This window comes from Collinsella aerofaciens, assembly GCF_032584215.1.
Lineage (GTDB): Bacteria > Actinomycetota > Coriobacteriia > Coriobacteriales > Coriobacteriaceae > Collinsella.
Genome location: NZ_JAWHPN010000005.1, coordinates 15,600 through 39,880 on the forward strand (window position 1 = coordinate 15,600; position 24,281 = coordinate 39,880).

The following is a 24,281-nucleotide window of genomic DNA, read 5'->3' on the forward strand; positions in this document are numbered from 1 at the left end:
CCTCCAATTCATCAGACCTTTTGAATTCGCCTTAGACTATAGCGTGTTCTCAATAGGTCTGATGTTTAAAAGGGAAACTTTTTCAAAATACATCTGATGTATTTCCTGAACGATCTGTTTTTGACGGTAAACGGCTACTTACAGCTCTCCATTGTCGGAGCGAACCACCGCGGCTTCTGTAAATGAGCTAGAATAGCTCTGATGAATTCTTTTGATATGAGGTGAAGCGTGGCACGAGCCGATTCGGGACTCCCCGAGCAGATAGCAGATAAAATCATTCAACTGATCCTGGATGAGCATCTTGAGCAAGGCGACCGCCTGCCCAAGGAGGCTGTGCTCGTCGAGCGCCTGGGTGCTGGCAGGAGCACCGTACGCGAAGCCATGAAGCTGCTGCAGTCGCGCAACATCGTGCGCATTAAGCAGGGCTCGGGCACCTATGTGGCATCAAACCCCGGCGTTGCCGACGACCCGCTGGGCTTTACCTTTATCGACGACAAGCAGCGTCTGGCGCGCGACCTACTCGAGGTGCGCTTTATGATCGAGCCGCAGATTGCACGCATGGCAGCCGAGCACGCAACCAACGACCAGGTCGTCTGTATCAAAGAGCTCTGCGACGAATCCGAGCGCCTGGCCGAGGCCGGTGAGGATTACTCCGCCGCCGACACCGCGTTCCACAATGCCATTGCCGAGAGCTCCGGAAACCTCGTCGTTCCCCGCCTAATGGGCGTGCTCAAGGCGTCTGTCCCCCTGTTTATTGACGTGACCGGCAAAAAGCTGGTTGAGGAGACCATCCGCACCCACCGTGGCGTGGCCGACGCCATCGCCGCGCGCAATCCCACCGCAGCGCACGATGCGATGTATTTGCATCTGGTGTACAACCGCAACATGATCGCAGAGGGCACGCAGGAACAGAGCGAATAAACGTCCGCGCGGCAAGGGCGAGATCACCGTTTACCTTTTAAAAGTGAACGTTCACCTGATTTTAGGAGAATCTGATTTTTAAATCCTCCTCTTCTCCTATACTGACCTTGTATGAAAAGCAAGACTTATATAGATGAACGTTTCTTTTGAAAGGATCGCTATGTCTGATCTTATGGACAGCTTCCGTCTGGACGGCAAGGTCGCACTGGTGACCGGCGCCACCTACGGCATTGGCATGGCCATTGCCGAGGCGCTCGGAGAGGCCGGCGCCAAGATCGCCTTTAACGCCCGTCACGCGGACAAAGTCGCCGAAGCCGAGAAGCACTACCGTGAGCTGGGCTTTGACGCTCACGGCTATGTTGCCGACGTCACCGACGAGACTGTCGTCGCCGAGCTCATCGCCAAGATCGAGGCCGACTTTGGCACCACGCCCGACATCCTGGTCAACAACGCCGGCGTCATCCAGCGTACCCCGATGCTCGACATGAGCGCCGAGGACTTCCGCCGCGTCGTCGATATCGACCTCAACGCACCGTTTATCGTGTCAAAGGCCTGCCTGCCTGGCATGATCGCCAAGGGCCACGGCAAGATCATCAACATCTGCTCGATGATGAGCGAGCTGGGTCGCGAGACCATCGCCGGCTATGCTGCCGCCAAGGGCGGACTCAAGATGCTCACCAAGAACATCTGCTCGGAGTTTGGCGAGGCCAATATCCAGTGCAACGGCATTGGGCCCGGCTACATCGCCACGCCGCAAACCGCACCGCTGCGCGAGACGCAGCCCGACGGCAGCCGCCACCCGTTTGACCAGTTCATCATTGCCAAGACGCCGGCCGCCCGTTGGGGCACGCCCGAGGACCTGAAGGGCCCCGCCGTGTTCCTGGCTTCCGACGCGTCGAACTTCGTCAACGGCCACGTCCTCTACGTCGACGGCGGCATCCTCGCATACATTGGAAAGCAGCCTCAATAAGCGTCACCGCAACTGCCCACATCAGGTTTCATCCACTCGTTTTTCATTTGAGTTGCGGTGAGATAAGGATTGGTTTTGGCTTCTATCAGGCAAAACAGTCCGTATTCCACCGCAAGTTAGAAATAGGAAGGTAATTCGCAATGAAAATCGCTCTGATCAACGAAAACTCTCAGAACTCCAAGAACCCTATGATCGAGGCTGCCCTTAAGAAGGTTGTCGAGCCCATGGGCCACACCGTCTTTAATTATGGCATGTATGCCGACGCCGACTCCAAGCCCCTCACCTACGTGCAGAACGGCATCCTTGCCGCCGTGCTGCTGAACTCCGGCGCTGCCGACTACGTCGTAACCGGCTGTGGCACCGGCGAGGGCGCCATGCTCGCCTGCAACTCCTTCCCCGGCGTGCTGTGCGGCCATGTTGCCGACCCGCTCGATGCCTACACCTTTGCCCAGGTCAACGACGGTAACGCTGTCGCCATGCCCTTCGCCCTTAAGAACGGCTGGGGCCAGGAGCTCAACCTCGAGTACACCTTTGAGAAGCTCTTTGGCTTTGGTTCGGGCAACGGCTATCCTGCCGAGCGTGTTGAGCCCGAGCAGCGCAACAAGAAGATCCTCGACGGCGTCCGCGCTGTGACTATGCGTCCGCTCGTCGACGTTCTGGGCGAGATCGATCAGGACCTGGTGAAGGGCGCACTTGCCGGCGAACACTTCCAGGAGTACTTCTTTGCCAACGCAACCGACGAGGCCATCATCGCCAAGGTCAAGGAGATCCTGGGCCTCTAATCGCACGACTCATTGCAGCTAACGCAAGCGGCGGTCGTCCCATGTACGGGACGACCGCCGCTTTTTGCTATCTACCGACTGACGCCGCGGGGATAGGCCTCACATGCACCAAGGGGTTGACTAGAGCTCGCAAGCAACCTTGTAGCCATCGCCGATGGCGTCGCGGATGTTGCCGCACTTGTTGGCATCGCCCAACACGTGGGTGGTAACGCCGGCTGCAGCAAGGTCGTCGGCCAACTTGGTATTGGGACGATAGCCCATGGCAAGTACCAGCGTATCGGCATCGGCGATGGTGTGGATCTCGCCGTCCTTTTCGTAGCTGATGGCATCCTCGGTAATCTCGGTCACCTTGGCCTCGGTCAGCACGTGAACGCCCTTGGAGAGCATGCGCGTGATGAGCACCGCGCGACCGGCGCCGCCCTCGTTGGCGGCGAGCGTCTTGGTCATCTCGATGACGGTGACGTCGCGATTGGCCGGCGACAGATCGTTGACCAACGGGGCCAGGTAGTCAGCCGTCTCGCAACCGACGGTGCCGCCGCCCACGATGACAATCTTCTTGCCCGGGAAAGCCTTGCCGCCCAACAGGTCGTCAGCCGTCATGACCTGCTTAAATCCCTGCATGAAGGCCGGGGCGATGGGCTCGGCGCCATAAGCCAGGACAACCTCGTAGCCCGCGTAGTCGCGTTGAATGTCCTCGGCAGTAAGCTCGGTGCCAAATGCGCACTTCACGCCGGCCTCGGCCAGACGACGATACTGATACTTGATCACGCGGGTGAGTTCCTGCTTTGCCGGCGGAACGGCTGCGATGCGCATCTCACCGCCCGGCTCATCCTGCTTATCCACGAGCACCACGTTGTGTCCGCGCTTGGCGGCAATATAGGCAGCCTCCATACCCGCAGGACCAGCGCCCACAACGAGCACGTTCTTAGCCTCGGCGGCAGGCTCGTAACCAGCCTCGTCGCGCTCCACGTCCGGGTTGACGGTGCAGGAGATGCGCTTGCCGAACATAATGCCGTTCAGGCAGCGCAGGCAACCGATGCAGGGACGGATGTCGTCGGCGTTGCCGGCAGCGGCCTTGTTGCAGAACTCGGCATCGCACAGATTGGCGCGGCCCATCATGCAGATGTCGGCAGCGCCGTCCTCGATCAGCTCCTCGGCGATCCAGGCCTCGTTGATGCGGCCGACGGTGGCGACGGGAATGTTGACGTGTTTCTTAATCTCACGCGAGCAGGCGGCGTGCGAGGCCTGCTGCGTACCGGCGGCGGGAATCGCGGAGCCGCGCTTGATAGTGGTGCCGCCCGACACATGAATCATGTCGACGCCGGCCTTCTCCAGGCGACGCGAGACGTAGATCATGTCGTTGAGGGTCAGGCCGCCATCGGTGTATTCATCGCCCGAAATGCGGACGTCGATGATAAAGTCCTTACCGCAGCGCTCGCGAATCTCGGCGATGACCTCGAGCAAAAAGCGCATTCGGGCGTCGAGCGAGCCGCCGTACTCGTCGGTGCGCTTGTTGTAGAGCGGAGTCAAAAAGCCGCCGAGCATACCGTGGGCGTGCGCCGCATGGACTTCGACGCCATCGACGCCAGCCTTCTGCATACGCACGGCAGCGTCGCCAAACTGATGCGTGAGCTCGTGAATCTCATCGACCGTGATAGGACGCGGCGCCTCGCGGGCATAGGACGGGCCCACAAAGGACGGAGCGATCAGGCGAGGCGTGCCCGGAATGTTAAAGGCCATGTAGGCGGGGTGGAAGAGCTGCGGCATGATCTTGCAGCCGTACTCGTGGACGGCCGCGGCGAGCTTTTCCCAGCCAGGGATAAACGTGTCGTCGTAGCAGCACATGTCGCCCGGCAGATAGGTATAGGTGGGCTCGACCGTCACGACCTCGGTGATGATCAGGCCCACGCCGCCCTTGGCGCGGGCACGGTAATGATCAACCAAGTCGTCGGTCACGTAGCCATGATCGGCCAGGTTGGTGGACACCGGCGGCATAAAGACGCGGTTCTTGACCTCGGTCGTACCGACCTTGATCGGGCTAAAGAGCATTGGATAGGCAGAGGACTCCATACAGGGTTCCTTTCGTTTGAGCCGCTCGGCGGCAGTTGCTGACGTATCTATCGTACCAGCAACTGCACAACACCCGACCGCACGCACTCCCCTGCCTACGTATCGACCCACAAAAAAGTTGCGGTGAGATACGGAGCAATCGAGGCTTTTGACAGCCAAAACAGTCCGTATTTCACCGCAACTGATGGATGGGATGTGTTAGAGGCCCAGGTAGCTGGTCATGCCTTCGACGGCGAGCTTAGCACCTGCCACGGCATGAACCACGGTGAGCGGGCCGTTAACCACGTCGCCGGCGGCAAAGACGCCAGGTACGGTGGTCATGCCGCGCTCATCGACCGAAAGAAGGCCGCGATGGTCGGTCTCCAAGCCACCCGTCGTAAGCACAAGCTTGTCCTTGGGCACCTGCGAAGCCGCAATCACAACTGTGTCGGCAGACACATGGTCAAGCTCTTCCTCGTAGCCCACCACATTGTTGTCCTCGTCGAAGATAGCCGTCTCGAAGACCGGACCGTTATCGTCGATGGCATAGATCGCCTTGCCGCACACAATCTCGGCACCATCGAGCTCGGTCAGCTCTACCTCGTCATCGATGGCAGAGATATGGCGCGATCGGGCATACACGGTGACCTTGCGAGCGCCCGAGCGCAGGGCCGTGCGGGCAACGTCCATGGCCACATTGCCGGCACCGATGACCGCCACGTTCTGCCCGATCGCCACGCTCGAGGGATCGACCAGGTAATCGATACCAAACAGCACGTTGCCGCGCGACTCGCCGGGAATACCCAACTTGCGAGCTCGCCAGGTACCGGTACCGACAAAGACCGCATCGTAGCCGTCGCGCAGCAGGTCGTCGATATGCAGCGCGCCACCGATGGTGGTCGAGGGGCGCACGCGCACGCCAAGCGAGCACATCACGTGACGGTACTTTTGCACGAGCGCACGGGGCAGGCGGAACTCGGGGATACCGTATTCCAGCACACCGCCGATCTCGGGGCGCTGTTCAAATACCGTGACGGCACAGCCCAGCTGGGCCATCTTAATGGCCACGGTAATACCGGCGGGACCGGAACCGACCACGGCAACCTGTTTGCCACACGACGGCGCGGGCGTCCACTCCTTACGGTCCAAATATGCTGTCGAGATATAGTTCTCGATGCTCGAGAAATGCACGGGTGTGCCCTTGCGGCCCTGAATGCAAGCACCCTCGCACTGGCCCGAATGGTTGCACACCATGGAGCAAACCGCGCTCATGGGATTGTTCTGGAACAGCAGCTCGCCCGCCTCTTCTAGACGACGCTGTATGAACAGGTCGATGACCTGCGGAATAGGCGTCTGAACCGGGCAGCCCTTAATCTGACAGAACGCCCTTTTACAACCTAGGCAACGATTCGCCTCTTCGACAATGTGGATAGCCACGCAACTCCCCTTTTTAATGCAATCCAATGGGACGACGATAAAGACCCTTCACCGCCGCCCCCATACAGGTAATCTCAATCTGCCGACACGGCAAAAGCCAATGCTATAACTCACGATGCGAAGCCCCGCAGCGAGCGGACATGTGCTCGAGTGTCGCCAGGCAGTCAGCCGCCGTCGCCGGCACGCTGTTCTCGACCACGCAGGGAATCCCAGGGCAGGCGGCAGCCGCCCAGGCAACCACGGGCTCAAAGTCATATCGTCCCGTCTCGCCCACGCCATGACACACCAAGCGCGAACCCGTACCGTCGCACCAACCGGCTTCGTCCTCGTTGTCGACGACCTCAAAATCCTTGGCGTGCAGCACGCGAATCTTACTGCCGCATAAGTAGAGCATGCGCGCTGTGATTTCCTGCGCTTCGTCAACGACGCTGGGGTGCAGCAGCGACACTGAGTCATAGATCACGCCGAGCGACGGGCTCGAGACGCGCTCCAGCACCTCGCGGCAGCGATCCGGCGTGTTGACCGTCTCGTTCCAACCGGGCTCGATCAGTATTTGCCCGCCCACGGCCTCGGCCCGATCGCAGACGTGTGCAAGCCCGTCTGCAAACGCATCGAGTGCCTCATCGGTCATGCGGTCGTCAGCAACGCGGTTCTGCGCATTGGGGCGACCGGTCTCGGTACCCACCGGACAGCCGCCGAGCATCTGGGCAAAGTTCAGGCATGCCTCATACTCGGCATAGTTATCCATGAGCTGTTGTCGATCGGGCGTCGTCAGATTCTTGTAGCAGCCGAGCACGGCGACCGAAACGCCCGCCTCGTCGAGCACCGCACGCAAATAATCGGCAAGCTCGCGGGTCAGGCCGCCTCGATCGATCCCCATCGATGCGTAGAGCACCTTGCTCGGCAGCTGAATGCACGAAAAGCCCAGCTCTCCCGCCATGCGAATGCGTTCCTCGACGGTCCCCTGCGCAAGGTCGTGCAAACGTACACCCGGAGTAATAGCCCCCACGTTATTCACAACCCTTATGAGCGTTGATGCCCGGGGTGTATCCGCCAAACGGGTCCTCGATGGAGCACACGCCCGAGGGGGCGAGCGGATCGCGCTTGCCGGCCAGCTTGTCGTGATGCATGGTCTCGATATAGGCAAGCACCAGCGGCGCCACACCCTTTGCATCATTTTTGACCACGGGCTCGCTCATGTAGTAATCAAACGTGCCCTCGCGGTGCGCGGTGTTGCCCAGGCCCGCGACCAGGCAGATGTTGTCGAGCGCCAGCTGGCCATCATGCTCGGACAGGCAGGTCTCGCAGATGCCGTCGAAGGCGCGACGGCCGTACTGGTAGTAACGCTCGCCCAGCACGCCCAGACGCACGCCCTTCATGATGGCATTGGCAAAGATGGCGCTGCCCGACTCCTCCAGGTAGTTGGGGGCGATATTGGGCAGGTTGATGACCTGGTGCCACATGCCGGTCTTCTCGTCCTGATACGGCAGCATGGCGTCGATCAGATCGTGGAACATCTTGCGGATCTCGTCCTTCTCGGCCGACATCGAAGGCGGCATAAGCTCCCAGGTGTCGATGAGCGCCATGGCAAACCAGCCCTCGGCGCGCAGCCAGAAGTTAGCCGAAAGACCGGTGACCGGGTCGCACCAGAACTGTTTGCGGCTCGCGTCGTAAGCGTGATAGTACAGACCGTTGAGGGGGTTGCGCATCAGGTCATGCACGACCTGGAACATATGGAAGCTGTCCGAGCAGGCACGACGGTTGTGGAAGCTCAGCTCGTACTGCATGTAGAACGGCTGTGCCATGTACATGCCATCGAGCCAAATCTGGTTGGGATAGACGGCCTTGTGCCAAAACACGCCCTCTTTGGTGCGCGGCTGGGTCTCGAGCTGGCGGTAGATGGTGTCCATGGCGGCACGGTACTTGGGCTTGCCCACCAGGTCATACAGCTTGTAGAGGGTCTTGCCCGCATTGACGTTATCGAGGTTGTACTCCTGCGGGTTGTAATGCTTGATGGTACCGTCGTCCTGGACAAAGAAATCGATGTAGTCATCGGCGAACGTCAGGTAGCGCTGCTCACCCGTAATCTCGTACAGCTCGATGAGCGCCTTGATCATGCAGCCGTCGATATAGTTCCAGGTGTTCTCCTTGCCGGCGCGAATCTTTTCGATATTCCAAGCCGGCGCCTGCGGCGTAGAGGTTTCGATCAACTGCTCGATATAACGGTCCAGGATTTGATTGCAACCCATTGCTGTCCCCTCTGACATAAACGATAGGTGAACGTTACCCCTAGTGTAACGCGAACGGGGAATATAGGGTGAACGTTAACCCTATATTCCCCGCAAACGGCAGACTTTTAGCGGCAAACGGCGGCGAGACCCGCGGCGATGCGATGCGCCAGGCGCTCATAGCCGGCAGGACTGTAATGCAGACCGTCCGGCATATAGAGCTCGCGGTGCTCCGGCAAAAACGGGCTGATGCCGCTTTGCGCATACAGGTCAATCACCGGCACGGAGTAGCGGTCGCAGACTTCAAGCATCGCTCGCACGTAGGCGGCCTGCGTCAACCCCAGGTGGTTGAGCTCGTCGCTTGCCGGGATATCCTTCTCGTACTTACCACTCGTCTTGCATGGCGTCATAAACACGAGCTTTGCCTGAGGTGAGCGCGCCGTGATGGTTCTGATCAGATAGTCGACCGCACCATAGAACTCATGCGCATCGGTGCTGCCCAACTCGCCAAGCGGCACGTTGCGGCTAAAGTCGTTAACGCCGCCAAAGACAACATAGACATCGGCCGCATCGTCGATGCCGTCCAAGCGCTCGACAAATGAATCGGTACGGTCGGCCTTGATGGCGATACGCGAACCCTTGATGCCAAAGTTCTCGACGACTGCACCTCCCAGCAACGCGCCCAGATGCGAAGTCCAAGAGATGTCGTTGCCGCCTGCGCCGCATCCGTTATCCCCCCATGTGGTCGAATCGCCAAAGCAGCAAATGGTCGATTCACTCAAACTCTTCGTTTCCATAATCTTCTCCTCATCCGCCCATCGGCAGTCATACAGGAACGTACCGTTTATTCGCAGCATGCCGAGGGGCTATGCACGGGCGCATTCCGCAACGTGCGAATCGAGCCATTCGATATCCTCGACAAGATGTGCCACGCCCAGATGGTGTTCACCCGGACACACCTCGTGCCGCAGGCCATCTCTGCGACCCAGCAACTTGTAGGCATCGCGCACGATCTCGAGCTGCTCGTCAACATTTTTCAGCCCGTGCGAACCGTTCAGATGATCCTCTTCGCAGCTTTGCACTAACAACGGGCGCGGCGCAATAAGCGAGGCAATATCGCCCATGTCGAGCAAGCGCCAAAGTCCGGGTGTGTAGTTGCAGCTGCAATTGCCGTTGAGGTGCAGCAGCGAATCATCGACACCGTACAGGTAGCCCGAGACAAACGTCTTGCATACGCGTGGGTCGAGCGCCGCCAGATACAGCGTCATGTATCCGCCGCCCGAAAAGCCAAAACAGCCCAGGTCGTCCATGGCAATGTCGCCGCGCGCCTCTAGGTAATCGATCAGACGCATGTTATCCCAGGCGTTGAGGCCCGCAACGGTAAGTCCCAGCGGCTCGGCCATGCGCGCCTGGTTTAGGCACGTGCCGCGCAGAAAGCTGTTCTCGTCATCGCCCTGACCCTTCCAGTCACGACGGTATCCCCAACCGCGTGCGTCGGGGCAGACGGTCACGTAACCCATACGCGCCAAACGCAGACCGTAGTCGTAATTGAACTTACGCACAGCATCATCGACCGCCGGCACGCCCGTCACGCCCGCAACACTTGCGGCGCCTGCTCCCTGATGGCCATGCGGGCAGATATAGCAGCACTTGCGGCCGCGCGCATCGAGCTTAGGCGACTGCGGCTCGAGAAGGTAGAACGGCATCCAAACGTCGCGCTCCACCTGCAGCATCGCATGGGTGCGCACGATGCCGCCGGCAACCCGCACACGGCTGAGCTCACGAATCTCAATCGGGGCGCGGTCCATAAGCGAAAGGCCCAAAACATCGCACAGGCGAGTCCTGGTCGCAATCTTCCATGCCTCAAAATCTGCAGGAGTCTGGCCCGCAAATGCGGCAGAGCGCCCCTCGCGCTTCAGCCGGGCACGCAGCGCAGGCTCGTCTTCGCAGTACGTCTCGATGTGCACGGTGCGACCATTGGCAGATAGCCCAGCCGTCTCCACCGCATCACCGTCGCCGCCCTCGGGATCCCAGCCATCCACACCGGCAAGCACGTGCTCGCGAGCGTACCCGGCGGCAGCCATCACATCGAGTTCATTCGCCCACGGCACCCAGCCGGTAGTATCGCCCGCCGGCCCATACAGGATCGCGCCAGCATACTGCGCGCAGTTGTGCGCCGCCGGTTTATTCCAATCCCACCAGCCTTCGCGCTTGATATGTCGCCCTAGCCAACAATCGATCAGCGCAGTTTGCGCCCATTCGCGCCAAGGACGGCCCAGGTAGACCGAATCCGGCGCCACACCATCCGGAGCTGTAAACGAACAGCCGTGGAACACAAAGCCGTGCGGCTCGCCTTCGGGCGTCGACGCCGCCGTCACGTAGCCGTTCACATCCATATCGCGGTTGAGCGAGCGAATCTCGCACCCCTCAAAGTAGGCACGCGCGCCGCCAAAGATAAAGTCGACATCGCCCTCGATCCGGCAACGTCGAAAATACTGGCGTCCCACCCGGCGCGGCGCATACTGCTTGGGTCCTATGAACCCGCCCGGTTTGGCCTCATGCGGCGGCAGCGGACCCAAAAACAGCGTGTCTTGGTGTCCCTTAATGCAGCAGGCATCGACAACCAGACGGTCGCCATCGGCATACAGGGCAATCGCCTGACCGACCTCGCGCCCATCGCCCGCATCGTTTTCGATCGTGAGGTTCTCGAGCCGTACGTCGTCGGCATCGACCAAAACGGTATAGGTCCTAAACGTGCCGAGCGTGCCGTCGACGCCCGAGCCGTCCTCCGAAGGCATCTTGGCACCCAGGCTGCCCACGATACGCACGCTGTCGGCCGTCTCTCCCTCAATCGTCACATGCGAGCGATGAATCTCGACCCGTTCGCGGTACTCACCCGGCTCGATATGGATTGTCACCGGCCGTCCGTCATTCGGACAGGATTCGTCAATTGCCTCCAAGGCCTTAGAGATACTGTGATATGTCCCCGCACGCTCGAGCGAAACCTCAAAAAATCGTCTCTCACTCATCATCAGTCACCGCGTCCTTTCGTCGTAGACCGTCTACGTTGCAGTTTCGGCATATAAAAAGTTCGCGCAATGGGTCGGGAAGGCCCTGCCCATCGCGCGCCGCGACATACCGAATGTAATTGTTTAGGAGCAAACGCCTACGCACGGATAACCTTGTCGACGTTCTGGAGCTGCAGTTCCTCGCCGTCCTGGCCCTCGATCACCACATTTTGCAGGTCGAGTACCTTGACGTTTTGCGCGATGATGCCCTGACGCACCATGGGCTCAACGCCACAGGCCATGGCCGGAACAAAGGGCTCGGCATCCGGCGCGAAGGTCACGTGGACATCCTGGAACGTCAGACGCGTTACTTTGCTCTCGGGCAGACCCGTGATATAGGCCGCGGCAGCATGGCAGTTGGTGGCCTCGATATCGCAAAACGTCGTGGCACCAAAGCCGGGCGTGCGGTCGTCGACAAGCAGCGCCTCGCGAGACTGCACGTAATCGGTCTTGCCATCCTTGTCACAGAAGTAGAAGGAGTTGACCACGAAGGGCGTGAGCACCTCGTCCATGCGAATGTGCTCAAAGATAATGCCCTCGTTGACGGCATCCTTGCCGCGCCCGCGGCGGGTCTTGACGCGCAGGCCGCGGTCGGTGCGCTCAAAGAGGCACTTGCTCACGGTAAGGTCCTTGATGCCGCCGGCGGCCTCTGAACCCAGGACCACGGCGCCGTGACCATCGTGCATGTAGCAGTGAGAGATCAGCACGTCGTGCGTAGCGGGACGAAGCTCGGGCTCAATGCCCAGCTTGCCGCTCTTGATGGCGATGCAGTCATCGCCCACCGAGAACTGACAGCCAAGGATGCGGACAAAGCCGCAGCTCTCGGGATCGAAACCGTCGGTGTTGTGGGAGTTCTTGGGACCCTCGATCGACAGGCAAAGCGCGTCGACATGCTCGCACAGGACGGGATGGATATTCCACGCCGGGCTGTTGCGCACGGTAAAGCCGGCAAGGCTCACGTTTTGGCACTCGGACAGGAAGATCATGCGCGGACGGGCGACCTCGCGGCCCTCCTCGGGACGGAAGATGTTCTTAAAGTCCTTGTTCCACCAGTTGTCCTCGGCAAAATCGGTCTGACCGTCAATCGCGCCGCGACCATAGATGCACACGTCGTGCACGCCCAGACCCGTAAAGGTAGAACAGTAGGTCGAGAAGCTCTCCCCCTCCCAGCGGCCCAGGGGCAGCATATCGGTACCGGCATAACCGGCGCCCTCGTTGCCCGTGACCGTGCCCGGAATGTAGGCAAGCGCGGCACGATCGTGGCGGGCCAGCAGCACTGCCCCGTCGACGAGCTCGATGTTGATATTGCTCTTAAGGAAGAGGGACTTGATACGATAGCTACCGGCGGGAATCAGCACGCGCCCGTCCTTGGGACAGGCCATGATGGCAGCCTGGATGTTGGTGGTGTCATCATGCTCGGCATCGCCCTTGGCGCCACAGTCGCGAACGTTGATGGTAAAGGGCTCAGCCGGCGTGGTGACACCTACGCTCAGCTCACGCTCGCCACAAACAAAACGAACCAGGTTGCGCTTGCCGGGGGTCAGGCCGTCGACATAGGTCTCGACCGTATTCGTGGTACCGGCGGGCTCGTCGTTGACAAAGATCTCCCACGTATCGGCGCAGGTAAAGTAGCCGCCGTCGTCAAGCTCGATCACGGCCGCGCGGGCGTTGCGCCAGATAACGTTCGTCTCCATGGATTTCTCCCTCAAAAAGATGCTCTAAAGGCAAATTGTACGCTGTTGAAAAAGGGCCGTGCCTGCCGGCGGAATTCCGGTGGCACGGCCCTGTGATTTGGACGATATGTCGGCCTTACTCGGCGGGGGTTACGCTACCGTCCTGGAAGCCAACGTTGTTGTGGGCAAAGCAGTCCTCGTACTTAAAGCCGGAGAGCTCCTCGCAAAGCGCCTTGACCTCGGGCTTGACGTCGGCCATCTTGCCGCCCTCCTTGACGCGGCGGATCTCGTCGCAAAGGACGTCGCACTGCTCCTTGTCAATCTTGATGCCGCGGGCAAGGACAGCCGCGAGCAGGAAGAAGCCGGCGCAGCCGATGAGCATGTAGCCGCAGATGTACAGAGGCACGATGGCGGGCTGGGTCACGGCGTCGCTGTTGCCGGCGGTCTGAATGAAGCCGGAGGCAGCAAGGACGATGGCCCATGCGTTAACGGCGATAGCCTGGGCGATCTGCTGGCAGAGCTGCTGCGCGGAGCTGTAGATGCCCTCGCGACGACGCGGGGTGATGAGCTCATCGACATCGGGGATGTAGTTGAGCAGAACATCGGGCAGGTACTGGAAGCCGACGTAGAAGAACTTCCAGATGGCGAAGATGATGGGGTAGGCGATCATGGCGATGGCGACCGTGGAGGTGCCATTGATCCGACCAAAGGCGAAGTAGTTGTAGGCGATGATGCACGCAGCGCAACCGACGTTGGCCAGGTACCAAGACTTGTGGAAGCCCTTCTTGGCCATGAGAGCGACCCAGATGGCGGTGCAGACGATAGCGACGACCTTGCCAGGCATCTCCATCACGGACTCGTAGGACTTAGGAATCTGCAGGCAGTAGACGATGAAGAAGGACAGGCAGGCAGACCAGCAGGCAGCAGCGAGCTTCGTGGAGACCTGTGCGTACAGGACCTTGCGGAAGGACTTGTTGCGGAAGGTGGAGATTACGTCGATGAAGAACTTCTTGATACCCTCGCCGACGCTCTCGATCTTCTCCTGAGCGACCTCCTCGGGGGTGTGCTCCCACGTGGACAGGTACACACAAAGCAGCGAGATTGCCATGACCGAAGCGTTGATCGTAGCGATGATGAAGTAGCTGAACGGGTTGGTCTCGCCGAAGGTGCCAAAGCCGAAGCCCACAAGTGCAGCCATCAGGAAGCCGGCGGCGTTACCAAAGAGATGCTTGTAGCCGGTGAGATACGTACGCTCCTTAAAGTCGTCGGTCATCTCGATGGTAAGCGGCGACAGGTTGGCGGTGCAGAACGTGTACGCGACGTTGTAAATCAAGTACAGCACAAAGTAGTACGGGAAGCCAAACGGCGTAGCCACGAAGATGAGCGGCTCGGCGATCATCATCGGGATGGCCAGCAAGATCCAGAAACGACGACGACCAAAGATGCGGCCAATCTTGGTGGCATAGAAGTTATCGGCCACAAAGCCCATCAGCGGGCAAAGAATGGCGTTGACATAGATGGCAAACGAGCTGATCAGTGCAGCCTCGCCTGCGGACAGGCCACACTCCGTGGACAGGAACAGCACCATGTAGCTGTGCGTAAATGTCAGGGCACCGGAATTGAGCATACCGCCCATACCAAAGCCCAAGCGCGTCCAGAATGTGATCTTACGCTTTTTTCCGATCTTATTAGTCATCGAGCTCCCTCTCTTTTCTCGATTGTCTTGTAACAAGACATTTGAGTCCACACTGACATCTGTCTGCCCAGCGTTCAGGGTGAACGTTTAGTTAGATTATGCGCGATTGCTTACGACAGGTGAACGTTCACTTGCATATTATCCCCGAACGGTCGATTTTTACCGCCGAACGGACACAATTGAGATCCTCACACCTATTTTCTGCTGGTAAGGGTGCCATGCTGGACAGCCATGAGATAGGTGAACGTTTATCAGATTTTCCAACATATTCACTTAACCACGAAGCGAAAAAGCCCCGCCGGGATCACTCCCAACGGGGCAGGCGACATAGCGCTATGTTTGGGCGCACTTGCTGCTACAAGCAGACGCCGTCCTTCCAGATACTGATCTCGTGACAGCCACGGCGCTCGGCACTCGTGAGCTTACCGCTCGCCGTCTGTAGCACCAGCTGGTACAAATCGCGGGCGGCCTCGTCGAGCGTGCGCTCACCCGTGGCAATCACGCCAGCGTTAAAGTCCATCCAGTTGGCCTTGTGGTCGCACAAACGCTGATTGGTGAACACCTTGAGGGTAGGCGCCGGCGCGCCAAACGGTGTGCCGCGGCCGGTCGAGAACAGAATCACGTGGCAGCCGGCAGCCGTCAACGCCGTGGTGGATACCATGTCGTTGCCCGGACCGCACAGCATGTTCAGGCCGTGTTTATTTGCCTGGCCGGCATACGGCAGCACGTCGACGATGGGGGCAGATCCGCCCTTTTGCACGCAGCCGCAGCTCTTGTCCTCGAGCGTGGTAATACCGCCGTCCTTGTTGCCGGGACTCGGGTTCTCATAAACGACCTCGCCGTGGCTAATAAAGTAGTCCTTAAATCCATTGAGCATGTCGGAGGCAGCGTTAAAGACCTGCTCGTTCTCGCAACGGTCGAGCAGGATACTCTCGGCGCCAAACATCTCGGGCACCTCGGTAAGCACCGACGTGCCGCCACGGGCGACGACCATATCGCTCACGCGACCGATCGTGGGGTTGGCGGTAATGCCCGAAAGACCGTCGGAGCCGCCGCACTTAAGACCAATAACCAGCTCGGAGGCCAAAATGGGCTCACGCTTGGCTTGCTTGGCCAGGTCAGCCAGCTCGGCCAGAATCTTGTGGCCCTCGATTTGCTCGTCGGCTACATCCTGGCAGGTGAGAAAGCGAACGCGCTCGTGATCGAAGTCACCGAGCTCGTCGAGCACCTGCTGGTGCGTGCAGTTCTCGCAACCGAGCGACAGGAATAGCACGCCGGCCGCATTAGGATGACGCGAGAGCGCCACCAGCAGACGACGCGTCTGGGCATGGTCGGCGCCGGTCTGCGAGCAGCCAAAGGGATGCGGGAAGTAGTAAACACCCTCCAGCGAGCCATCGACCAGATCCTGGGCCTTCTCACACATGGCACGGGCGACTTCGTTGACACAGCCGACCGTGGGGATGATCCACAGCTCATTACGCGTCGCGGCACGACCGTCGGCGCGGCGGAACCCCATAAAGGTCTCAGGCTCAACGGGATCCACGACCGGATGCGTGGGGTTGTAGGCGTACTCGACCTCACCCGAAAGGTTGGTCTTCACATTGTGCGTGTGGAGCCACTGACCGGGCTGGACATCGCCCGTCACATGGCCGATAGGAAGGCCGTACTTGATGACGTCCTCCCCCGCGGCAATCGAGCGCACGGCCATCTTATGACCCTGCGGAATATCCTCCGCGGCCACGACCTCGCCCACCCCGGGAACCGCAACGGCGGTGCCCTTGGCAAGCGGCGACAGCGCGACGATCACGTTGTCGGCCGGATTGATCTGGATAGTGTTCATTGCAAATGGTCCTAACCCTACAGGTTGAGCAGAAGTCGAGACGCGGGCACGCCGTCCCGCGCCCGCGTCTGCGCCGGAAATTTACGCCTGAGCGTTGGCGAAGGCCTGCTTGGCGCCCTCGGCACGCACGACGGCGAGCGCGCTGACGACAAACTTCTCAAGACCTGCGATCTGCGTAAGGTCCTCGCCCCACATCTGCTCGTTGGTGAGCACGTCGTGCACCAGCTGGGCATCGTCGGCGCCGGCATGGGCGGCGTAGAAGTCGAGCACGAAGGCGTCGTCCTGAGCGGTGTACTCGGTGCCGTCGGAGCGACGCAGGTGCAGGCCGTCGCCCTCGCGGGACACGAGCTCCTGCGTGTAGAAGGAGATGAGCGTAGCGAGGCTCGTCGCCAGGCACTTGGGCAGGTTGCCGGTCTCGGCAACGTAGTCCTTGAGCGTGGGCAGGTCGCGAGCGCGCCACTTAGCCGTGGAGTTGAGGCAGATGGAGAGCAGCGCATGATCAATAAACGGGTTGTCGAAGCGGTTTTCGACGGCGGCGGCAAAGGCCTTGCAGTCCTCGACATCCAAGTCGGCGGCAAGCGTCGGAATGACCTCGTCGTAGAGCATGGTGTTCATGAAGCCGCGAATGGTCTCGTCATGCATGCAGTCGCGCACGATATCAAAGCCGGCAACCCAGGAACCCGGAACGAAGGCGGTATGGGCACCGTTGAGGATGCGGACCTTGCGCTTTTTGTACGGGGTGACGTCGGGAGTCACAAAGACACCCGGAAGACCAGCCTTCACAAAGGGAAGCTTCTCGGCAAGCGACTCGTCACCCTGGATGCCCCACATCTGGAAGGGCTCGCGCACGGCCAGGAAGGGATCCTCGTAGCCCAGACGCTCGGCAACCGCCGCGGCCTCCTTAGGATCGCGGATGCGGCCGGGGACGATGGTGTCGACGAGCGTGGTGCAGACGGTGCAGTCGTTAGCCATCCACTGCGCAAACTCGTCCTCCCAGCCCCAGTCGCTCACATACTGGTTCATGATGCGCAGCAACTCCTCGCCGTTGTGATCGATGAGCTCGCAGGCGAGGACGATGACGCCCGGCTTACCGGCAGCCCAGCGGGTGTGGAGCACCTGGGCAAGCTTGGCGGGGAAGCTCGCGGGTGGCATGTCGTCGGCCTTGCAGGACGGGTCATAGGCGATACCGGCCTCGGTGGTGTTGGAGACGATAATCTCCAGGTCGTCAGAGACGGCGACCTCCATCATGGCGCGGTAGTCGTCCTCGCGGTACGGGTTAAGGCAGCGGCTGCAGGCGCTGATCACGCGGGACTCGTCAACCGTGTTGCCGTTCTCCTTGCCGCGCACCAGCACGGTGTACAGATCGTCCTGGGCATTGATACCGTCGGCAAAGCCAAAGGCACCGCTGATGGGCTGCACCATGACGACCTTGCCGTTCCAGCCGGTGGCCTCGTTGCCCATGTCAAAGAAGCGGTCGACGAAGGCGCGCAGGAAATTGCCCTCGCCAAACTGCAAAACCTTCTCGGGAGCATCCTTGGGCAGCAAATAGCCCTTGTAGCCGATCTTCTCGAGCGCATCGTAGCTGATGTTCTCCATCTATGTGTCTCCTTAGATGTTTGTTAGCGTGCAAGCAAAACGGGGCTCCGCGTGTGGCAACGGCGCCCAGGGTTCGATGTGATTCGATGCGGGCTTAGGCCTCGTCGGTGTCCAGGTCAAAGCCAAAGTAGCGGACCGCATTGTTGTAGCTGATGTCACGCACAACCTCGCCCAGCAGCTCCATGTCGGCCGGGTACTTGCCCTGCTCGACCCACTCGCCGATCACGCTGCACAGCACGCGACGGAAGTACTCGTGGCGCGGATAGGACAGGAAGGAGCGGGAATCGGTAAGCATGCCCACAAAGTTGCCCAACACGCCCTCGTTAGCCAGAGCCGTAAGCTGCTCGCGCATGCCGACCTCGTTGTCGTTGAACCACCAGGCGGAGCCGTTCTGGATCTTACCGGCAGTCGGAGCCTCCTGGAAGCAACCCATGACGGTATCGATCATGGTGTTATCGATGGGGTTCAGGCTGTACAGGATGGTCTTGGGCAGGCCGCAGGTCTCCTGGATGGAGTTGAGGAAATCGGCGAGCTGGTCGGACGGCGTGTAGTTGGAGATGCAGTCGTAGCCGGTGTCGGGACCGAGTTTGGCGAACATGGCGCGGTTGTTGTCGCGCTTGCAGCCAAAGTGCAGCTGCATGGCCCAGCCCAGACGGACATACTCGCCGGCAACGAACTGCATAAAGGCAGTCTTGTACTTGAGGACCTCTTCCTCGGTAAGCGGCTCGGCAGCCAGACCCTTGGCAAAGATAGCCTCGATCTCGTCGGCGGTAGCCGGGACGTACATAACGTAGTCGAGTGCGTGGTCGGAGGCGCGGCAGCCCAGCTCGTGAGCAACGTCGTAGCGCTTGGAAATGGCAGCCTTCATGCCCTCAAAGTCGCTGACCTCAACGCCGGCAACCTCGGAAAGGTGCTTGCAGTAGTCGGCAAACTCCTGGCCGCGCTCGATGCGCAAAGCGGCATCGGGGCGCATGGCGGGAACGACCTGAACGTCAAAGCTGTCGTCGGCGGCAATCTTCTTGTGCCACTCAAAGCTGTCGGCGGGGTCGTCGGTAGTGCAGATCATGCGGACGTTGGACTGCTTGATCAGGTTGCGGCAGGTAAAGCTAGCCTCAGCGAGCTTGGCGTTGGCAAGGTCCCAGACCTCCTGGGCAGTCTTGCCGTTGAGGACGCCCTCGTAGCCAAAGTAGCGCTTAAGCTCCAGGTGGCTCCACTCAAAGACGGGGTTGCCAACGCAGCGACCCAGGGTCTCGGCCCACTTTTGGAACTTCTCGCGAGCAGGGGCGTCGCCAGTGATAAAACGCTCGTCGACGCCGTTGGCACGCATCAGGCGCCACTTGTAGTGGTCGCCGCCCAGCCAAACCTCGGTGATGTTCTCGAAACGCTTGTCCTCCCAAATCTCCTTAGGAGAAATGTGGCAGTGATAGTCGACGATGGGCATGCCCTCGGCAAAGTTGTGGAACAGCTCCTCGCCGGTCTTAGTGCTCAGCAGGAAATCCTGATCGTCCATAAAGTTTTTCATCAAACAGCCCCTTTGCTGGCAACGCGGGCGCACGGCGCGCTCGTTATCCTTTAGGTGAACGTTCACTATACTAATCCATTGCACCTCAAAAGGTGAACGTTCACCTAACCACCACGGGGTGAACGGTAGATTTTGCCCGTTCAACGGTTGCTGGAGATGTGACTTGCATGTATTGCGGACTGTTTGGCGTCCCCGAACACCGAACTTGAGCGCTTTTGCTCAGGTGGGTCATGTCCCGACGTACATTTTTGGGAGTATTCAGCATTGGAGCGCGCCGTGCGCCATCCTCAGCGTCCTATTTGGAACGCAGATAGTGCCCGATCGGCATAAAAAGTGCCCCCGATGGCAAATTACGCCATCGGGGGCACTTAAAACAGTCGTTCTGCACCTCATTCAGGGCATGCCAATGCTGAATACTCCCAAAAATGCACGTCGCAAGAGGGGGTACCTGCTCAATCGGCTAAATACCCGCAAGTTCGCAGTAGCGGTCGACATTGCTGGCAAATACCATCTCGACGGCACCCTTCTGGACGGGCACCGTCGGGGTCCTTCCCCACAGCAGATAATCGCCCAGCGTCTTAGCGCCGCGATACGCCAGGCTCGTCGGGTCCTTATAGACAATATTGGTAAAGATACCGCGGCGCAAGGCCAGAGCACTTTCGGGAAACAGGTCGTTGCCGATCACCATGACCTGACCGGCCTTGCCGGTCGAGACGAGCGCGTCGGCAACCACTTCGGAACCAACGGCAAAAACGCTACAGATAAGTTCGGGGGCGTCCGGCGCACTCAAGCGCTTTTCGAGCTCATGCTCGAGTTGTTTGACTTGCGCATGGGCACCTGCAAGATCCTCAACCTGCCATGGAATATCACGTTCGCGCAGGTAATTGTGGAAGGCGCGGGCGGTTAGATAGTGCGAATCGGTATATGGGTCGCCTGTCAAAAGGAGCACGCGGGCGTCGGCCCCAGAAGCATGGACCAGGTTTGCCGCCTGCTCGGCCATAAGGCTGCCTGCCGTCGAATAATCGGCCAGGCTCGCACCCAAACGATTCAAATGCGGACGGTCGCCGTCGACAAGCTCAATCGTCACGCCCGCCTCGGCGATCTGCCCCAAAAGCTCAGTCGCACGGTCGTCGCCCGGCGCATAGGCGAGCAAGCCATCAATCTTCTCGCCCACCTGCAGACGCTCGTCGATTTGCTCGAGTGCATCAGCGTAGCCGCCCACGCCAAATTCAACGCGCTCAACCGTAATGCCCCGGTCGATGACCTCCTGTTCAAAGCGATTGCAGCCTTCCCACAGGTAACGGAAAAAGTACGCTCCCTCGCGCGATGCGCGGGGCAGGCAAAACACCAGATTGATATCCTTGCGGCGCAGGCTTGAGGCACTTGTGTTGCGGTGATAGCCCATGGCCTCGGCCTTAGTGTTCACCTTGGCGCGCACGGATTCGCTCACGCCGGCCTTTCCCGTCAGGGCCTTGTGCACGGTATTGATGGAAACGCCAAGCTCGGCGGCTATGTCCTTCATGGTTACGCGAGCGCTCATGCGGTTACTCCGTTATAGATAAGTTGCCAATTAATAGTCCAGTTAACGATACCCCAAAAATACTCTTCGACTCGCCGTGCTCTCCCTCAAATGCGCAAAGCGCCCCGCGAACGGATGCTCGCGAGGCGCTTGGATGTCTGGACCTTATTTGATACCGCGACCCAAGTCTTCGGCGATTTTGTCTACGCCCTTAAGTGCAGCGCACGTCTTTTTGTTGGAGCAATGCCCCGTGCAAACGCCACCCTGAGCGCAGTCGGCGCAGGTGCCCTTGCGGTAGATGCGCACGCACACGGCGACAAACGCAACGCCGATAACAGCCAGTACAACAATATCGATAGGTGCCATAGCAAGCCTCCCTTAGTTAACCATCACTTACTTTACCCCATTCTCCACCTACCAAAAAGGGACAGGTTTATTTTGGTCGGTTTTATCTGCGGAAACGCCACATCTTAACTTCTGGGGCAAAGTCATCTGTCTCCCATGCACAAAAAGCCCGGGGTCGCTGGGACACCCGGGCTCGTGGAAAGGGGTTAATCCTTATTCAGACTTAAGCGGAAACTGCAGCGGAAGCAGTGTTGGTCTCGTCCTCGTCCGTCCAAGCAAACTTAGGCATGGGACGGAAAATCTGGAAGAGCATCGCAACCAGCAGCACAATGGCCACAACCGTCCAGATACCAAACTGTCCCAACACAAGCAGGTTATAGAACTGGTTGATGAACAGGCCGATCACCCAAGCAAAGGCGCACTCGTAACCGATGGCAATCGCGAACCACTTGCCGGAATCCATCTGGTTGCGGATGGCACCCATGGCAGCAAAGCACGGAGCGCACAGCAGGTTGAACGCGCCGAAGGCAACGCAAGCGCCCATGGTGGGGAACATGCCGGCAAACGCGGTCCACAGGCTCGGATCGGTCTCGCCCGCGTCGGCAACGGACAGCAGCGAGCCGGCGGTGGCGACGACGTTCTCCTTGGCGACAAGGCCCGAGACGGACAGCGCTGTTGCCTGCCAGGTGCTAAAGCCAAGCGGGGCGAAGATCCAGGAGACCAGGTTGCCGAGCATGGCAAGCACGGAGTAGTCCATGAACTCCTCGGAGATGCCGTCCATCGCGGGCAGGTAGCCAAAGGAACCGTTGTAGCTACCAAAGTTGGACAGGAACCAAACCACGACAGTGGACGCGAAGATGACCGTGCCGGCCTTCTTGATAAAGGCCCAGCAGCGCTCCCACACGTGCAGCGCCCAAGAGCGGATCGCCGGGAAGTGGTAGGCGGGAAGCTCCATAACGAACGGCGTCGGGCGACCGGCGAAGAGCTTGGTCTTTTTGAGCATGAGGCCCGAGGCGACGACGGCAAAGACGCCCAGGAAGTAGAAGAGCGGACTGATCCACGCGGCGGTGGTGGAAGAATCGCCGATGATGGAACCCATGAGCAGGGCGATGATCGGCAGCTTGGCGCCACAGGGAATAAACGTGGTGGTCATGACCGTCATGCGGCGGTCCTTCTCGTTCTCGATAGTCTTGGTGGCCATGACGCCGGGGACGCCGCAGCCCGAGGTCACGAGCATGGGGATAAAGGACTTACCGGACAGGCCAAAGCGGCGGAACACGCGGTCCATGATGAAGGCGACGCGGGCCATGTAGCCGCAGTCCTCCAGGAAGGACAGCATCACGAACAGCAAGAACATCTGCGGGACAAAGCCCATGATGGCGCCGATGCCGGCCACGATACCGTCGCAGACCAGCGAATCGACCAGACCGCCGTCCTCGGTGCCACCCGCCACAAGCGCGTCGTGGACCATGGTGGTAATACCCGGAACATACGGGCCATACTGCGCCGGGTCGACCGAGTCGGCGTCGTCACCCGCGGCTTCGACAGCCTCATCGTATGCATCGCGGCCCTGACCGAGCACATACCAGCCATCGGTACCAAAGAGTTGGTCGTTGGTGAAGTCGGTCACCGTGCCGCCCAGGGTGGAAACGGCGATGTAGTACACGCAGAACATGATGACCACAAAAATCGGCAGACCCAGAATACGGTTGGTAACCACGCGGTCGATCTTCTCGGAGGTGCTCATCTTTGTCGGAGCCTTGGTGAGGCACTCGTCAATGATATGGGCAATCACGCCATAGCGTTCGCCGGTGATGATGGACTCGGCGTCGTCGTCGCAATCCTGCTCGCACTGGGCGACCAGCTGCTCCACGCGAGCGGCCTTCTCCTTAGTGAGGTTGATGAGCTTGCAGGCGTCCGCGTCGCGCTCAAACAGCTTGACCGCGTAGTAGCGGCGCTTGTTGGCGGGAACGCTCGCCGGCAGGTTGTTCTCGATGTGGTCCAGAACGTCCTCGATGGAGGAATCGAACTTGTGCTCCGGCACCTGGCCCTTAGAAGCGGCAGACTTCTTGACCTGCTCGAAAAGCTCCTTGATACCCTTGTTCTTAAGGGCCGAGATCATCATGACCGGGCAACCGAGCTTCTTGGAGAGCTTGTCCGTGTCGATCTTATCGCCGTTCTTCTCGACCAAGTCGGCCATGTTGAGGGCGACGACTACGGGCAGGCCGGTCTCGATAACCTGAAGCGCCAGGTACAGGTTGCGCTCGAGGTTGGTAGCGTCGACCACCTGGACGACAACATCGGGCTCGCCGCTCATGAGATAATCGCGCGAGCATTGCTCCTCGGGGCTGTAGGGGGAAAGCGAGTAGATACCAGGGAGGTCCGTGATGGTAACGTTCTTGTCGCTTAGGAGCTTGGCCTCCTTTTTCTCAACCGTGACGCCGGGCCAGTTGCCAACGTAGCCGTTGGCGCCGGTGATCAGGTTGAAAAGCGTGGTCTTGCCGCAGTTGGGGTTACCCGCCAGTGCGACATGGATCTGAGAATCCGCCATTCAATCCTTCTTCCTTATGTGCCCGCGCTGCTTTCTCCGCGCAGGCTGAATAATGTGCTTCAAAGATGCTGCATTAAGTTAGAA

17 protein-coding genes are annotated in these 24,281 nt (G+C 59.7%); 3 read left to right on the forward strand and 14 right to left on the reverse strand.

Going from position 1 to position 24,281, the window contains the following annotated elements; all coding sequences use genetic code 11:
* Positions 1-228 precede the first annotated feature (228 nt).
* The 3 genes from RX395_RS02225 (at position 229) to RX395_RS02235 (ending at position 2,673) form a co-directional block, all read left to right on the forward strand.
* Positions 229-921, forward strand: coding sequence for a FadR/GntR family transcriptional regulator (locus tag RX395_RS02225; protein WP_271737945.1), 693 nt, complete (start codon positions 229-231; stop codon positions 919-921).
* Positions 922-1,081: 160 nt separating this feature from the next.
* Positions 1,082-1,891 (forward strand): gluconate 5-dehydrogenase, encoded by an 810-nt coding sequence (locus tag RX395_RS02230; RefSeq protein ID WP_316365136.1) that lies wholly within the window; start codon positions 1,082-1,084, stop codon positions 1,889-1,891.
* A 140-nt stretch (positions 1,892-2,031) separates the two neighbouring features.
* Entirely contained in the window at positions 2,032-2,673 is a 642-nt protein-coding gene (locus RX395_RS02235; RefSeq protein WP_055309683.1) for an RpiB/LacA/LacB family sugar-phosphate isomerase, read from the forward strand.
* Positions 2,674-2,793: 120 nt separating this feature from the next.
* Here RX395_RS02235 and RX395_RS02240 read toward each other — a convergent pair whose 3' ends face one another.
* From RX395_RS02240 to feoB, 14 genes are all read right to left on the reverse strand, one after another.
* A complete protein-coding gene (locus tag RX395_RS02240) occupies positions 2,794-4,743 on the reverse strand; it encodes an NAD(P)/FAD-dependent oxidoreductase (protein WP_316365139.1) in 1,950 nt (649 codons plus the stop codon).
* Between the two features lie 198 nt (positions 4,744-4,941).
* The gene (locus RX395_RS02245) at positions 4,942-6,159 is read right to left on the reverse strand and encodes an FAD-dependent oxidoreductase (protein ID WP_316365140.1); all 1,218 of its coding nucleotides are present in this window, start codon (positions 6,157-6,159) and stop codon (positions 4,942-4,944) included.
* Between the two features lie 103 nt (positions 6,160-6,262).
* On the reverse strand, positions 6,263-7,168 hold the full coding sequence (locus RX395_RS02250) for a sugar phosphate isomerase/epimerase family protein (RefSeq protein WP_316365142.1): 906 nt from the start codon (positions 7,166-7,168) through the stop codon (positions 6,263-6,265).
* A 1-nt stretch (position 7,169) separates the two neighbouring features.
* A complete protein-coding gene (locus RX395_RS02255) occupies positions 7,170-8,408 on the reverse strand; it encodes a glycoside hydrolase family 88/105 protein (RefSeq protein WP_271737941.1) in 1,239 nt (412 codons plus the stop codon).
* 107 nt (positions 8,409-8,515) lie between these two features.
* The gene (locus tag RX395_RS02260) at positions 8,516-9,184 is read right to left on the reverse strand and encodes an SGNH/GDSL hydrolase family protein (protein WP_316365144.1); all 669 of its coding nucleotides are present in this window, start codon (positions 9,182-9,184) and stop codon (positions 8,516-8,518) included.
* Between the two features lie 69 nt (positions 9,185-9,253).
* Positions 9,254-11,419, reverse strand: coding sequence for a pectinesterase family protein (locus RX395_RS02265; RefSeq protein ID WP_316365146.1), 2,166 nt, complete (start codon positions 11,417-11,419; stop codon positions 9,254-9,256).
* Between the two features lie 134 nt (positions 11,420-11,553).
* Positions 11,554-13,149: a glycoside hydrolase family 28 protein gene (locus tag RX395_RS02270; RefSeq protein ID WP_316365149.1), complete on the reverse strand. Its 1,596-nt coding sequence runs from the start codon at positions 13,147-13,149 to the stop codon at positions 11,554-11,556.
* Positions 13,150-13,264: 115 nt separating this feature from the next.
* The gene (locus RX395_RS02275; RefSeq protein WP_316365151.1) at positions 13,265-14,824 is read right to left on the reverse strand and encodes an MFS transporter; all 1,560 of its coding nucleotides are present in this window, start codon (positions 14,822-14,824) and stop codon (positions 13,265-13,267) included.
* 355 nt (positions 14,825-15,179) lie between these two features.
* Positions 15,180-16,664 (reverse strand): UxaA family hydrolase, encoded by a 1,485-nt coding sequence (locus RX395_RS02280; protein ID WP_316365153.1) that lies wholly within the window; start codon positions 16,662-16,664, stop codon positions 15,180-15,182.
* Positions 16,665-16,745: 81 nt separating this feature from the next.
* Positions 16,746-18,260: a tagaturonate reductase gene (locus RX395_RS02285; RefSeq protein ID WP_316365154.1), complete on the reverse strand. Its 1,515-nt coding sequence runs from the start codon at positions 18,258-18,260 to the stop codon at positions 16,746-16,748.
* A 94-nt stretch (positions 18,261-18,354) separates the two neighbouring features.
* Positions 18,355-19,782: a glucuronate isomerase gene (uxaC, locus tag RX395_RS02290; RefSeq protein WP_316365156.1), complete on the reverse strand. Its 1,428-nt coding sequence runs from the start codon at positions 19,780-19,782 to the stop codon at positions 18,355-18,357.
* A gap of 460 nt (positions 19,783-20,242) precedes the next feature.
* The gene (locus tag RX395_RS02295) at positions 20,243-21,322 is read right to left on the reverse strand and encodes a substrate-binding domain-containing protein (protein ID WP_227790034.1); all 1,080 of its coding nucleotides are present in this window, start codon (positions 21,320-21,322) and stop codon (positions 20,243-20,245) included.
* A 144-nt stretch (positions 21,323-21,466) separates the two neighbouring features.
* On the reverse strand, positions 21,467-21,667 hold the full coding sequence (locus RX395_RS02300) for a hypothetical protein (RefSeq protein ID WP_006234772.1): 201 nt from the start codon (positions 21,665-21,667) through the stop codon (positions 21,467-21,469).
* A gap of 202 nt (positions 21,668-21,869) precedes the next feature.
* The gene (gene feoB / locus RX395_RS02305; protein ID WP_316365158.1) at positions 21,870-24,197 is read right to left on the reverse strand and encodes a ferrous iron transporter B; all 2,328 of its coding nucleotides are present in this window, start codon (positions 24,195-24,197) and stop codon (positions 21,870-21,872) included.
* Positions 24,198-24,281 lie beyond the last annotated feature (84 nt).

Excerpts from the sequence above, each read along its gene's own strand:
- RX395_RS02230 (WP_316365136.1), top strand. The coding sequence starts at position 1,082 with ATGTCTGATCTTATGGACAGCTTCCGTCTGGACGGCAAGGTCGCACTG.
- RX395_RS02235 (WP_055309683.1), top strand. The coding sequence starts at position 2,032 with ATGAAAATCGCTCTGATCAACGAAAACTCTCAGAACTCCAAGAACCCT.
- RX395_RS02240 (WP_316365139.1), bottom strand. The coding sequence starts at position 4,743 with ATGGAGTCCTCTGCCTATCCAATGCTCTTTAGCCCGATCAAGGTCGGT.
- RX395_RS02255 (WP_271737941.1), bottom strand. The coding sequence starts at position 8,408 with ATGGGTTGCAATCAAATCCTGGACCGTTATATCGAGCAGTTGATCGAA.
- RX395_RS02260 (WP_316365144.1), bottom strand. The coding sequence starts at position 9,184 with ATGGAAACGAAGAGTTTGAGTGAATCGACCATTTGCTGCTTTGGCGAT.
- RX395_RS02265 (WP_316365146.1), bottom strand. The coding sequence starts at position 11,419 with ATGATGAGTGAGAGACGATTTTTTGAGGTTTCGCTCGAGCGTGCGGGG.
- RX395_RS02270 (WP_316365149.1), bottom strand. The coding sequence starts at position 13,149 with ATGGAGACGAACGTTATCTGGCGCAACGCCCGCGCGGCCGTGATCGAG.
- RX395_RS02275 (WP_316365151.1), bottom strand. The coding sequence starts at position 14,824 with ATGACTAATAAGATCGGAAAAAAGCGTAAGATCACATTCTGGACGCGC.
- RX395_RS02280 (WP_316365153.1), bottom strand. The coding sequence starts at position 16,664 with ATGAACACTATCCAGATCAATCCGGCCGACAACGTGATCGTCGCGCTG.
- RX395_RS02285 (WP_316365154.1), bottom strand. The coding sequence starts at position 18,260 with ATGGAGAACATCAGCTACGATGCGCTCGAGAAGATCGGCTACAAGGGC.
- uxaC (WP_316365156.1), bottom strand. The coding sequence starts at position 19,782 with ATGAAAAACTTTATGGACGATCAGGATTTCCTGCTGAGCACTAAGACC.
- RX395_RS02295 (WP_227790034.1), bottom strand. The coding sequence starts at position 21,322 with ATGAGCGCTCGCGTAACCATGAAGGACATAGCCGCCGAGCTTGGCGTT.
- RX395_RS02300 (WP_006234772.1), bottom strand. The coding sequence starts at position 21,667 with ATGGCACCTATCGATATTGTTGTACTGGCTGTTATCGGCGTTGCGTTT.
- feoB (WP_316365158.1), bottom strand. The coding sequence starts at position 24,197 with ATGGCGGATTCTCAGATCCATGTCGCACTGGCGGGTAACCCCAACTGC.